The sequence below is a fragment of the Ruminococcus flavefaciens genome, from assembly GCF_900108555.1.
Taxonomy (GTDB): domain Bacteria; phylum Bacillota; class Clostridia; order Oscillospirales; family Ruminococcaceae; genus Ruminococcus; species Ruminococcus flavefaciens_P.
The window spans coordinates 368,414-381,242 of sequence record NZ_FNWV01000002.1 but is presented as its reverse complement, the minus strand read 5'-3'; the positions used below and the strand labels follow the sequence as shown (position 1 = coordinate 381,242).

The 12,829-nt window shown below is 39.1% G+C and carries 14 protein-coding genes and 1 tRNA gene; 10 read left to right on the top strand and 5 right to left on the bottom strand.

All coding sequences use genetic code 11. The features are described from left to right. Position 1 precedes the first annotated feature (1 nt). The 5 genes from BLW60_RS05000 to BLW60_RS04980 all read left to right on the top strand — a co-directional run bounded on the left by BLW60_RS05000 (position 2) and on the right by BLW60_RS04980 (position 3,922). The gene (locus BLW60_RS05000) at positions 2 to 1,108 is read left to right on the top strand and encodes an amidoligase family protein (protein ID WP_074714803.1); all 1,107 of its coding nucleotides are present in this window, start codon (positions 2 to 4) and stop codon (positions 1,106 to 1,108) included. Beyond that, on the top strand, positions 1,109 to 1,291 hold the full coding sequence (locus BLW60_RS04995) for a hypothetical protein (RefSeq protein ID WP_074714801.1): 183 nt from the start codon (positions 1,109 to 1,111) through the stop codon (positions 1,289 to 1,291). A 2-nt stretch (positions 1,292 to 1,293) separates the two neighbouring features. Then, positions 1,294 to 2,271, top strand: coding sequence for a class II glutamine amidotransferase (locus BLW60_RS04990; protein ID WP_074714799.1), 978 nt, complete (start codon positions 1,294 to 1,296; stop codon positions 2,269 to 2,271). A gap of 126 nt (positions 2,272 to 2,397) precedes the next feature. Beyond that, positions 2,398 to 2,760 carry a recombinase family protein gene (locus tag BLW60_RS17325; RefSeq protein WP_074714796.1) on the top strand — a complete coding sequence of 121 codons (363 nt, stop codon included), beginning with the start codon at positions 2,398 to 2,400 and terminating at the stop codon, positions 2,758 to 2,760. Beyond that, the gene (locus BLW60_RS04980) at positions 2,744 to 3,922 is read left to right on the top strand and encodes a site-specific integrase (protein WP_074714793.1); all 1,179 of its coding nucleotides are present in this window, start codon (positions 2,744 to 2,746) and stop codon (positions 3,920 to 3,922) included. The genes BLW60_RS17325 and BLW60_RS04980 overlap by 17 nt, the downstream gene beginning before the upstream one ends. Positions 3,923 to 4,018: 96 nt before the next feature. Here the strand turns inward: BLW60_RS04980 and BLW60_RS04975 are convergent, their stop codons facing one another. After that, positions 4,019 to 5,632 carry a hypothetical protein gene (locus tag BLW60_RS04975; RefSeq protein WP_074714790.1) on the bottom strand — a complete coding sequence of 538 codons (1,614 nt, stop codon included), beginning with the start codon at positions 5,630 to 5,632 and terminating at the stop codon, positions 4,019 to 4,021. A gap of 200 nt (positions 5,633 to 5,832) precedes the next feature. Between BLW60_RS04975 and BLW60_RS04970 the strand changes: the two genes are divergently transcribed. From BLW60_RS04970 to BLW60_RS04950, 5 genes are all read left to right on the top strand, one after another. After that, positions 5,833 to 6,048, top strand: coding sequence for a helix-turn-helix domain-containing protein (locus BLW60_RS04970; RefSeq protein WP_074714787.1), 216 nt, complete (start codon positions 5,833 to 5,835; stop codon positions 6,046 to 6,048). Then, positions 6,041 to 7,240 (top strand): tyrosine-type recombinase/integrase, encoded by a 1,200-nt coding sequence (locus BLW60_RS04965; protein WP_074714785.1) that lies wholly within the window; start codon positions 6,041 to 6,043, stop codon positions 7,238 to 7,240. The genes BLW60_RS04970 and BLW60_RS04965 overlap by 8 nt, the downstream gene beginning before the upstream one ends. 43 nt (positions 7,241 to 7,283) lie before the next feature. Continuing rightward, positions 7,284 to 8,657, top strand: a complete 1,374-nt coding sequence (locus tag BLW60_RS04960; RefSeq protein WP_074714782.1) for a DNA primase family protein — start codon at positions 7,284 to 7,286, stop codon at positions 8,655 to 8,657. Positions 8,658 to 8,809: 152 nt separating this feature from the next. Then, complete coding sequence (locus BLW60_RS04955; RefSeq protein WP_074714779.1) at positions 8,810 to 9,142, top strand: hypothetical protein; 333 nt, start codon at positions 8,810 to 8,812, stop codon at positions 9,140 to 9,142. Next, entirely contained in the window at positions 9,142 to 10,233 is a 1,092-nt protein-coding gene (locus BLW60_RS04950) for a relaxase/mobilization nuclease domain-containing protein (RefSeq protein ID WP_074714776.1), read from the top strand. Before BLW60_RS04955 ends, BLW60_RS04950 begins: the two co-directional genes overlap by 1 nt. A gap of 299 nt (positions 10,234 to 10,532) precedes the next feature. Here the strand turns inward: BLW60_RS04950 and BLW60_RS04945 are convergent. The 4 genes from BLW60_RS04945 to BLW60_RS04930 form a co-directional block, all read right to left on the bottom strand. Continuing rightward, a tRNA-Met gene (locus tag BLW60_RS04945) sits at positions 10,533 to 10,609 on the bottom strand. Positions 10,610 to 10,734: 125 nt separating this feature from the next. After that, positions 10,735 to 11,232, bottom strand: coding sequence for a GNAT family N-acetyltransferase (locus BLW60_RS04940; protein ID WP_074714773.1), 498 nt, complete (start codon positions 11,230 to 11,232; stop codon positions 10,735 to 10,737). A 9-nt stretch (positions 11,233 to 11,241) separates the two neighbouring features. After that, positions 11,242 to 11,676, bottom strand: coding sequence for a GNAT family N-acetyltransferase (locus tag BLW60_RS04935; RefSeq protein ID WP_074714770.1), 435 nt, complete (start codon positions 11,674 to 11,676; stop codon positions 11,242 to 11,244). Positions 11,677 to 11,803: 127 nt separating this feature from the next. Further along, on the bottom strand, positions 11,804 to 12,601 hold the full coding sequence (locus BLW60_RS04930; RefSeq protein WP_074714768.1) for a hypothetical protein: 798 nt from the start codon (positions 12,599 to 12,601) through the stop codon (positions 11,804 to 11,806). Between the last annotated feature and the right edge of the window lie 228 nt (positions 12,602 to 12,829).

Below are 12,829 nucleotides of genomic sequence, written 5' to 3'. Positions count from 1 at the left end.
AATGGAAGAAAACAATAACGTCATGTATTGCTCGCATTGTGGAGCAGTTATAGGCGAAGATGAGGATTATGAAACTATTGACGGCGATATAGTCTGCGCAGACTGTGTTGAAAACCATACTACTACCTGCGACAGATGCGGACGAATAATCTGGACAAACGAATCATATGGAGATGACTATACAACTCTATGCAGCAACTGCTATCACAACCACTATACTCGCTGTTCTTGCTGTGATACGCTCCTTCACGAAGATGATGCTTATCATCTGGACGGTTATGATTATTGCAGCGATTGTTATCATGATGAAGTGGACAAATGCCGCAGTATCCATGACTACGGGTATAAGCCAGAGCCTATCTTCTATGGCGATAGTTCCAGATATTTCGGCGTAGAACTTGAGATAGACGGAGCAGGTAAAGATAGTGACAATGCAGACGAGATACTTGCTATTGCAAATAAAGATAATGAGCATATCTACATCAAAGGTGACGGCTCTTTAGATGACGGAATGGAACTTGTATCTCACCCTATGTCTCTTGAATATCACAAGAACTATTGTTGGGATGATATCATGAAAAAGGCAATATATCTTGGATATCGAAGTCATCAGACAAGTACCTGCGGACTTCATGTTCATGTAAACAGAAACTGCTTCGGAGAAAATCGTGATACACAAGACGAAGTTATCAGTCGTATACTGTACTTCATTGAACATCACTGGAATGAGATGCTGAAATTCAGTCGCCGTACAGAATACAGCATGAACCGTTGGGCAGCTCGATATGGTTTTGAGAAGACAGGTCGTGAGATACTGGACAAAGCTAAGAAAGGAAATAACGGCAGATATGCTGCTGTAAACCTTATGAATTATGCAACTATTGAGTTCCGTTTGTTCAGAGGCACTTTGAAGCATAATACGCTTATTGCTGTATTGGAACTGGTTGATGCTATATGTGATATTGCTATTACTCATACAGACGAAGGATTGTCAAATATGTCATGGAGTGACTTTGTGGACACAATAAAGCAGCCAGAGCTTATACAATACTTAAAAGAGCGTAAGCTTTACGTAAACGATGATATCAATACAGAGGAGGATATTTAAATGAAACTTACAGATTTGATAAAAACTATACCGGCAGGAAGTCCTGCCGCAGAGATACTGAAGATAGCATTGTTGATAGCCGGAACAGTATTTGTTGATATGATAAGTGATGTAGTGAAGGATAGTTTAAATGCTAAAGAATATACAAAGATTATTGATGTTCTTGATAAGGAGGCAGAATAATTATGTGTGCATTGTTTGGCTGGCTTGATTATAAAGGAATCGTCCCGTATAGGGTATTGAGGAAACTCACTCAGGCACTGGCAAATGCTGCTGAAGAACGAGGTACTGATGCAGCTGGTATCAGCTATGTGAAAGACGGCAAAGTCACTATCTTCAAAAGACCGAAGGTAGCGCATAAGATACACTTCAACGCTCCTGACGGTACAAAAGCCATCATGGGGCATACTCGGCTTGCTACTCAGGGCGATAAGAAGCAGAATTACAACAATCATCCCTTCGCAGGTCATGCTGACAAAGAGTTCGCCTTTGCCCATAATGGCGTTCTTTGGAATGACAAAGATCTTCGTAAAGACGGAACTATTCCTACTTCATATATTGACACCGACAGCTACATAGGCGTACAACTAATAGAGAAACAGGGAAAGTTAGATTTTGACAGCTTAAAGTATATGGCTGAGACAGTTGAGGGTAACTTCACCTTCACAGTATTGGATCAGTATAACTCCTTATACATTATAAAAGGCAGCAATCCGATGTACCTGCTCCACTTCGAGACAATCGGGCTGTATGTATATGCAAGCACTGAAAGCATTATGAAGAAAGCTTTGAAGCAACTGGGCTTACATAAGTTCGAGAGCAAATGTATCAATACGGACGAGGGTGATATTCTTCATATTGACAGGAACGGTAAAATCACAAGATCACACTTCGAGCCTAAAATTTACCGTTCAAAATATGTGAGCTGGTATGATTATGATGATTCTCCTTATTACAACATGCATGAGGAAATCTTACTTGCATACTGCGGTTGTTATGGAGTTGATAGCTCGGACGTTGAGTTACTTCTTGATTACGGTTATACCTGCGATGAGATAGAAGATATGCTTGCTGATCAAAGCCTGCTCCAGGAAGCACTCAAAGACGTGAAATACATATGCGGTGAAGACATCTATGAGAGTTGCTATGGGGGTGTATTTTGAAGTTTCAAAAAGTACACTTTATGATACACCCGAAAAACGACTAAAAAAGCGTTCCAAAAAGTGGTATTTTGACTTTTGAAATGTTCCGAAAGTCTCCACCACTTTTTGGAACAGTTAGGAGGTAAAATGGCCAACCGTATATATGGATATGCTCGTGTCTCTACCCGTGAGCAGAACGAAGATCGTCAACTCGAAGCTCTGACTAAGTTTGGAGTACCTGAGCAGAACATTATCACCGACAAGGCATCGGGTAAGGACACAGAGCGCGAAGGCATCGAAGCAGCCAAAAAGGAAAACGTCCGCTTTGGACCTCCGTCAAAGCTTTTACCTGAAAACTGGCGTGAAGTGCTGGCGGAAGTACGCTGCGGAAATAGGAAGCCTGCAGAAGCTATGCGAGAGCTTGGTATATCTCGGTCATGCTACCACAGGCTTTATAATAAACTTACACCTATATCTAGAGAGGTGACTACTGATGGTAAAAAACGGTAACGGTGAAGGAAGCATCTACAAGGATAAAAATGGACGCTGGCGTGGAGTTGTAACTCTATACTGTGACCATGGAGTTCCTAAACGAAAATACTTCTATGGCAAAACAAAACACGAAGTAACAGAAAAGGTCAATAAAACTTTGGCAGATCTTCGCGATTATAACTACACTGAGCCCTGCAAGACAACTTTTTATGAATGGATGCGGTTGTGGTACGATACTTACTGTGAAGGAGCATTAAAACCGTCCAGTCTAATTAACTATGAAACTTATATTGAAAAGCATATTAAACCAACAATCGGTAACATCAAACTATGCGAACTAACACCATTGCGATTACAAACCTTTTATCAGGAAAAATTCAAGAACGGTAGGCTTGATGGAAAAGGTGGTTTGAGCCCTAAAACGATGAGAAACTTCCATGCAATGATTCATACTGGACTTGATAGAGCCTATAAGCTTGGATATATTCCACGTAATATAGCTGATCTTGTATCTCCACCAAGATCGGTGAAAATTGAACGTCTATACTTTACTGTCGAAGAGCAAAAAGAACTACAAAAGCACCTTGATGGTGAACGCATAGGTATGGCTGTATTGCTTGATCTCTATACAGGCTTGCGTAAGGGAGAATTGTTAGGACTCCCCTGGAAAAATGTGCATATTGATCTTAACGGAGAAAGCTACATACGTATTACTCAAAGCCTTAACCGCATCAAAAACCCAGATAGGAACGGACAATTTAAAACTATTCTTGAAATAGGCACGCCTAAAACCACTTACTCAGTCCGAACTATACCACTGCTGCCTGAGATTGCTGAAAAGCTTTCAGCATACCATGAGGAGCAGACTAAGACGATAAAAGAAAAAGGCCTTCCTGATCTGGGACTAGTATTCATTACTCCAAATGGACTACCTATTGATCCAAGTAACTTCGGTGACTTATTCAGAAATCTGCTGATACGTCATAATATTCGTGTTATCAATTTTCACGGAATAAGGCACACATTTGCTACACGCAGTCTGGAGAGTGGTATGGATATAAAAACACTCAGTCGACTGCTCGGACATAGTTCTATTCAGATAAGCCTTGATTTGTATGCACATGTCACGGATCAGCTTCAAGCTGAACATATAGCTAATCTACGTAATTTCTTAAAATAATGATTTACTGCTCGCCCTTCATGGGCGAGTTTTTTCTATTATATAGGAGGCTATTTGTGGACACTTGGACACACATATCAATGATAACCACTCAAATTACTCTTTTATAGTGTTTTCAATGTTATCATAGTATTTATTTAATACATCGAATATTCTTCTATATAAGTTCTCTTTACTATTACTTATTTCTTCAGCTAATTTCAAATACCTACGTGTGGTTTCCAAATCTACGCTATTTTTAGATTTTAAATTGAAATCGACATTCTCATTATTTCCAATGTTTTCCTGCATATTTGATTTCTTAATATTCTTGAAATTTACAGTTGAATCGTTTATTATCTTATCCCTAAGCTTAATCGCATCACTTAGATTTGCAGATTTTAGTTCATTTCCTATAAAAGCATAGTGTTGCTTAATATTATCAGGAAGAAAAATACACAAATCTTCACTTAACTTAGGTATGCATCTTTCAAAAGACGAAATAAAAGATTTTAATTCACACTCTATCAATTCATAACATTTTAATACACAATCATCTTCTTCGATATAACTAAGAATCTTTTCATAATCTATATTAAAGTGCTTAGTCAGTTCTTGACAAGCTTTAACATCACTACTATCCTTGCGAATAATATTACTGTAATTAGCTGTAGTAATACGGTGAATAACATCCTCCACGTACTTCAATACCTGCTCATAATACTCAGAGATTTCTCTACGGTGCTTCATACGATAGTCTTCAGCAGCACGTATATGAAGTAGTCTATCAAGATCATCATGAGTAAAATTATAAGGCCCATACTTTTCATATTCTTTTCCATACTCTATTTTATACTCATTAATTATGGAATCATTGATTGGTGTAATATAATAAAAACACTTTGGTATGAAATATTGTGGTCGTATAACTATGGGAGACAATGGAAAATATGAATCTCGGTCATATCTTACATTAGCTTTATTTGAAGAATCAATACGGATTTCAAATGGATCAATAAATAGCTCATCATCTTTAAAAGGATACTTTTGATAAGCTCCTATCAAGCTTTTCAAAGTATAACGTTCCTCGTCATCCAGCTTTTTAGCAATACTAATAGCTGCAATATGTATTGATACAATTATCATGTTTATAACTACGCCTCTATCTATCGGAACTGCATAAAGATCTTTCTTTTGATTTATGTACCGCATATATTTACTATCATTGATTGTTTCAACATCTTTAGCTCTTGCATATTCATGAACCATATATCCAAGCTCAAAGCTATCAAAATAAAGCTTTAATGATCTAACCACTAGTTCAAATTCATTCTCTGCATCTTCATCTGGATCATTGCCGTCAAAAACAAATGGTAATATTTTTTTTGTAATCGCATGGCAAAACATTTTTGCTTTAACTTTATCAGATATAGAATTCAAACGTTTTTCATCTATATCAATCTCTAAAGACTGAAAATAGATATTACTATTCTGAATAAGTTTATATAGCTCAATAGTTTTTTCATTTTCTGGCTTACTATTACTTACAATTTTCATTCCAGAATACGCTGCGACAAAAATTTTAGTAAACTTTTGTTGAGCAGAAATATTAAACTTTGTTTCACTAACTTGATTGCCATTTGTTACAATCATATTACCGCTAAATCTAACATTTCCTTTTTCAAATATAGACTTTATTAAGTCAAAAAATATTATTCTTCTTGTCTTCACTATTTTCTCCTTATTTTTTCGACGTTTTATAGTCGAAATTCATTTAACTTAATATTCGCTTATAATTCGATGATTTTGAATTTTAATCCTTGTTATTTTCCTTTATAATAATTTTGGAATGGTTAAGCCCTCTATAGTGGAGGTCATTCCAAGTCGCGCGTGGCAAAAACATCTTAAACAGAACAGGAGGCAATGATAGTATGAAAAAAAGTGATCTGTGTCTCTCTGCCGTAGAAGTTTCCTTAAAAACAGGGCTCTCTTTATCATTTGTACGAAAGCTGACACGATACGGCAAGATACCGCACATAAGAGTCGGTCGCAGAATTTTGTATCCATCCAACGCTCTTGATGATTGGCTGACTCAAAACACTTCTGGTAGCTTAAATCCTAAAAAGGAATGTGGACTCAATGGCTAAAGCAGCAAACGGCGAGGGTACGAAGTATAAACTTGTCAACGGCAAATGGTGCGCCGCACTCTATGTTCCTTTACCTGACGGAACTAAGAAGCGGATATACCGCCAGTTTCACACCCGTAAGGAGGCCGACGAATGGCTTTCTAAAAACAAATCGGAAATCAGCGCCGGAAAACCGGTGCTGTGCTCCGACCAGCAATTTGGGGAATACCTCGAGCAGTGGTTCGATAAGTTCGGCTCTGTTGCTATCAAAGACAGCACGAGAATGAATTATAACGGCTACCTGAGGCATGTTCAGCGTCACAAGGTTAAGGACATCAAACTCAAAAACTTGACAGCTGATGATCTTCAAAACTTCATTTCTTATCTTCAAAAGTGTGGACACTTGGATGCATCACCCCAAGCCCTCAGCGCGAAGACTATACGCAATATGTTAAATATGATACACAAGGCGTTGGAGCACGCGGTAGGACGTCAACTCATATACCATAATCCAGCTGACTACATACAGTTACCTCATGTCATTACACCAGAGATTCGTGTACTTACAGAAGAAGAAATAATCAGATTCGCTGACGCAATGCAAGGAGATTCGCTCCAAATAGCATTGATACTTATGCTTTTCTGCGGTTTGCGACTCGGTGAATGCTGCGCTTTGCAGCATAATGACGTGTGCTGCGATAGAGGGATATATTATCTCAGTATTACTAAGTCACTCAACAGGGTGACCAACTTCGAGGCTAAGGTTGGAGAGCCGAAGACTATACTTCGAATTCAAGAGACCAAGACTGCAAAGGGACGGAGACAAGTACCACTGCTGCCGGATGTAGCTAATAAGTTGCTTACACATATTCAGTGGCAAAAGGAGCTGGCTAGTCAGTCATACGGTATATACGAGGAGAATCCATGGCTTGTATCCAACGAGCTCGGTCACTACCTCGACCCTGGTACCGTAAGGAAGAAGCTCAAAGCAGTTGCTGAAAGCATCGGCATTACGGACTTTCACCCTCACTGTTTGCGTCATACTTACGCATCGCAAGCGGTGAAATGTGGTGTTCCACTACCGTATCTGAGCGATATACTGGGACACGAAAGCACTTCATTCACGGCAAAAGTTTACGTTAGCCTCGATCTTGAAGGTCGAGCCAAGGCTCAGGCAGCAATGTCGGAACTTATCAAAAAAACAATAAAATAATTTCAATTCGGGGGCATTATGCCCCCGCAGAAAGGAATATAGAATGACTGCAATATCAATTAGAATCACAGCAATCCTTGCAGGTGTTACGCTCATTCGAGTTACCGATAAGAACGCGCAAACACAACTCACTCGTGAGATAGCTCACCTTGGAATTCTAAGATTTGACGACGAGACGACATATATCAACGTCAATACACATTGGCAGAAGATATCACGCGTTGATCTGCTGAAGGTTATTCGTAATCTTATCGATTCCGAAGACAGATACGAGGTTAGCAGTGGAATTATAGCTGAAGTTGCAAAGCGACTCGCCGAAAATGCCGATCTCCAGTTCAATATCGAAGCAGCAAAAAGAGCGCAGGAATACCTAATAAATTTTAAAAATGGGGTCCTAAATATTCTCACTGGAGAGTTCAACACAGACCGTAGCAAATGGATCTTTGATTATGTTTTAGACGTTGAATATCTCGAGCAATGTACCAAAAATGATTGCCCAAGCTTCTTAAATTTTATCAAGACCTCAGCAGGTATCGAGAATCTACAGTGTATACTGATATCACTCGGGTATGGCATTTCATCTCTTATAAATGTGAAAAAAGCGGTTTTTCTAATTGGCGAAACCGATGGTGGAAAGTCAACGCTTTTAGATTTCCTCAGTGGTGTCGTGGCTCCCGAGCTCGTTTCCAACATCAATTTTCAGCAGTTGTCAAATGGTTACTTCGTGATACAGCTTCTTGGTAAAAAACTAAATATTTCTTATGACAATAGCTCAAAAGCTATGGATAACGAGCAAATGTTCAAATCTATCGTTGCATGTGAACGTATAAGTGCAAGAGCGCTCCGCGAGAATCCCATTCAGTTTGTTCCTACAGCTAAGCTGTTCTTTGCATCGAACAAGCCTTATACTTATAAAAATCCAGATCTGGCTTTATATCGCCGTATGGTCTTTATTCCGTTCGAATATAGCGTCCCTCCTGAAAAGCAAGATAAAGAGCTCCTGACAAAACTTGAAAAAGAACGCAACGTTGTATTTTCCTTGGCTGCAAGAACTCTTAAGGGATTTGTCGAGTCTGGATATGACTTCAAAATGTCTCCCAAGGGAAAGGCTTATCTCGAAAGTAGAATCGCTGCTCTACACTCCGTCGATAGTTTCTTAGATGACCGTACCGTCATTGATGAAAATGGCTCGATATCTGCAGCCTCTCTCTTTGAGGCATATAAACTCTGGTGCAATGAGAACGCCCTCGACGCTGACGAAAAAGCAGAATTCAAAGAGAGTGTACTTGCTTTCAACCCCAATATTGAATTTAAAAAGGTTGGGCCACGTCAGAAAAGGGTATGGGGCTTCAAAGGTATTAGACTCAAGACAGCAGACGAGCTTAATGCTCCGAATAGTAACGAAGATGAGAAGTAAGAGGTAAAGTAAATGATTTATAAATCAATTGGTTATAAACCCAGAGATGATTGGATTTTGTGTAATTGTGTAATGATAGGAATTGCAAGATTCCGTGCAGTACTGACAGTACAGTTGCAAACTGTAATATTATATAGGCAGGGGCTATAATTATGGCAGATAAAACATTTCAAATGAGATTACAGGAGAATGAACATAACAAACTTGTTCAGCTTGCTGAAGCTGCTAACATGGACAAGACAACCTTTGTAAAGCATCGTATCTTCTCAGACGATGGTATCATAATCCTCGATAAATCACACTTTATATCGCGCTCGCTTATTGAAATCAGCGACCAGCTTAAGGGTGCTAAGCGTGATGGCAAGCTTTCAGATGAGCTTATAAACAAGACATACGCCAAGCTCTGCGACGTGACAAAGATTTTTATATTAATTAGCAAAGAACTTACGGATTTTAAAGCACAGCAGGAAGGCGATGAAAACTAATGTCAATTGTTAAAGACGTCAACATAAATGGAAGATCTTCGGAAGACACTAAAAGCCTTCTAGATTATCTCATTGATACGCTTAAGACCGATGACCGTAAATATGTCACTGGCCTTGGCTTCATCACTGAAAACTTCCTGGAAGAATTTCAGACTGTTAAAATAACAAACCAGAAGACTGGCGGCAGACAATTTAGACAGATAACAATTGCTCCATCTCCAGCTGGAAACAACTGCACAAAAAAAGACTACCTGGAAATGGGATGCAAGATAGCAAAATACTACTATGAGCGTGGGTACCAGGTCATTATAACGCTCCATCTTGACACAAATACATGGCACATTCACCTCATGATCAACAGTGTAAACTTTCGTAGCGGAAAGATGTTTTCACAAAGCAGGAGCGAACTAAATCGCTTCAAAGTACACTGCAACCACATCTTCTCAGAATACGGTCTAGATCAGATTGGCAAATCCGCTGATGAGATGGTCGATACTATTGTTCATGAGCTGAGCGATGGCTTTGAATGCCTCGAACTTTTCGAAGAGATCATGGCCGATAAGGCAGGTGCTTTAAAAGATTTATATGATGCTCCTGCTAAATCAAGTAACAATAGAAAAAGTGAAGCGTATTGGCATAATAATGAATATCGTCCTTCCTTATATAACTTTCAAACAAATTATACAAGAAATACATATTTACCCAAAAAGCATTTTATTCCATTATATCCGGAGGAAAAAAATATGGATAATAAAAACATTAACTGCAGTCTTCCAACCATCAATGTTGAGCAGCTTCCCTCAGTTGGAGCAGCTTCATCCGGACTCTACGTAGACTTTAGCAAAGAAGTAAACATGGTTGTTCCAAAAAGTTGGGAGCCTCAGCAAGTCACTGAGTTCGTAAATAGCGTTAATACGCCTCCACCAGACGAGAAGGCATTCAATAGCAAAATCGGAGATGCAGTGATTACAGATCTGAGAGGTCGAGGAATAGAGACAGCGGTACGCATTGGCTCAGGTGTGAGAGTTAACTTAACATTTGACGACGTGATGAATTCCAATATAATTGATATTGATTACAACGAAGAATAGTATCAAGCGCCCTCATAGGGGGCGCTTTTTTCTTTCTAAGTAACAGACAGACTCGCTGATTATTCATATTTAATTCTCTCTATATTATATAATCTATATAACGATTAGTCAACCCTAAATAATTGTTAACCTAGGTTAACAAACTCCGCAATATCGTTCTAAAACTCTAAAAAACTCTCAGTGAATCTCGGCGATATATAGAGCAAAACTAAACCGCGTTGATGTACGGTTGATGTATTTTACTCATTTTGGCATAAAAAATAAGCACTTCCGAATACTCGAAAGTGCCGATATTACGTTGGTTGCGGCGGCTGGATTTGAACCAACGACCTTCGGGTTATGAGCCCGACGAGCTACCTAGCTGCTCCACACCGCGATATATTGTGTAGTGTCATCTGCGACTATATTATTATATCACGATTGAAGGCTGATGTCAACAGCAAAATAAATATTTTTTTATTTTAACAATAAACATTTATTTCTTGATAAAGAAACACTGCCCTAAAATGTGACCTCCATTTCTATAGATTTCCAGTTTTCTCCGAAAACCTGAAACGAATCATACTCCCCTGACGGGACAAAGCCCGCTGAAAGATAGCATTTATAGGCAGAAGTATTATTTTCAAAAACACCTAATGTAAGCTTTCGAGCGTTGAGGACTTCGGAAGCATATTTTTTTGCAAGTCCTACCATTTCGCAGCCAAAGCCCTTACCGCGCGCGGACTTATCAAGTATAACAAAGCCCAGCCGAAGGACCGCTTTATCATCACTTGGATATCTAAGGATAAAATGTCCGATTACAGAACCGTTTTCGTCTTCCGCAGTAAACGGAAGGAAACGTCCACCCTTGCTATCCTCGAAGTACCGCTCAATGATATCATCGGCTATTATCGGGAAATGGTCATATCTGTCAGCGCACCAAAGTCGAAACTCTCTTTCATCTGATAGCCAGCCTATTATGTATTCGGCATCGGAAGGCACAAAGTTCCTTATTCTCATATTCTCACCTCAAAGCCACTGAATAAAGGCAGTTTTATCGGAGCTGTTATAGCCTGATTTCTTATAAAAGTCAAGAGTGCCCTGCTGTTTTGAACCCGTCATCAGCATCATCTTATAGCAATTATGGCGCAAAGCGATTTCACGTGCATAGTCAAGGCAGGCTGTAGCCAGACCTTTTCTTCTGTATTTCTCGGAAGTGACTACATTTTCGATAAAAGCGTACGGACGCTGATCGTGTGTAAGGTTAGGGATAATTACACAAACGCAAGAAGCTGCAATAACTCCGTCCTCGTCTGCAACGATGATATGATGATCGTCGTCATTGAATATCCTGTGCCAGACAGACAATACCCTGCCATTCTTTTCGGGGAACGGATTATCGTGGAGCTCCATATAAAGCTTCATAAGCCCGTCAAAATCGTTCTCGGTTATTTCTCTTATCATAGCAAACACCTCCTTTTTACAGTATATCATACAGTGCAAAAAATAGCAAGAACTGCCGTACCAAAGTATAATAAAAAGGCAGACCTCCCGAAAGAGGTCTGCACCGTATGAGCAATGAGGTTTTGAATTAATAATTCTTAACTAATTTTGAGAAATCAGGATCTGACATACCTGCGTATACAGATAAGTCATTGATCTTCTTATTAACGTAGCCCCTTATAGCCTGTACATCTGATGTTGAAAGATTGCCGTCGTTATTTACATCTGCAGCCAGCATAGCTCTAAGAGTTCTGAGAGACTCTGAAGCAGGATCATCGAAATTTACACTCTGTGCATATGACTTGATATCCTTCTTTCCAGCCTTAATAAGAGCCTCTGCCTTTTCATAGTCTGCCTTTGTTATACCGTCATAATTGAAGTTCTTGAGCTGTCTTGTATTATAGCCGCCTGTAGCATCACCTACAACTACTGCTTCGTATGTTATTCTCTCATTAGCTCTTGCACCGTTTACTCCCTTAGCTTCTATCTTGAGAGCTGTGTCGCTTACAAGGTAGTGCTCGAAGATATCACCATATGTGGTCTTGTATGTCTCGTTATAAATGAGGCATCTGTTCATTTCTGTATTTGTGCTCTTTTTCCAGTTAACATTTTCATGATTGTATGTCTGTCCGCCTGAGCCGTTTGGCTTGCCGTCAAAATCGCCTACATTTGACATTTTATTTCTTGTAACGTAAGTAAGTCCCTTCTTTGTAGTTCTTGTAATACTTGTGGTCTTAACATCTGAGTTATCCCACTTTACAAAATAATTTACTCTGAAAGTTCTGTTATCCTGTGCTGCACTTGCAGAGAATGCGCTTGCCATTGGAAGTGCGCATATTACTGCGGCTGAAACTGCTGCTGCCATTTTCTTGAGTGTTTTTTTCATTTTTGGTTCGTCCTTTCTGAATATAAAATAGTAATTTATTGAGGATTTCCACCCTCATATGCATATTATAACACAGTTTTCAAAAAACAGTAGATTTGTTGCGCGAAGTTAACAAATTTTTGTCACAATCCTCTAATTTTAAAGCAACTTTACTTCTTTATATCTGTCATATAAATTTTATATAGTTGTGATATTATACGTCTGGTACATTCTGTTAAAAGCATAACT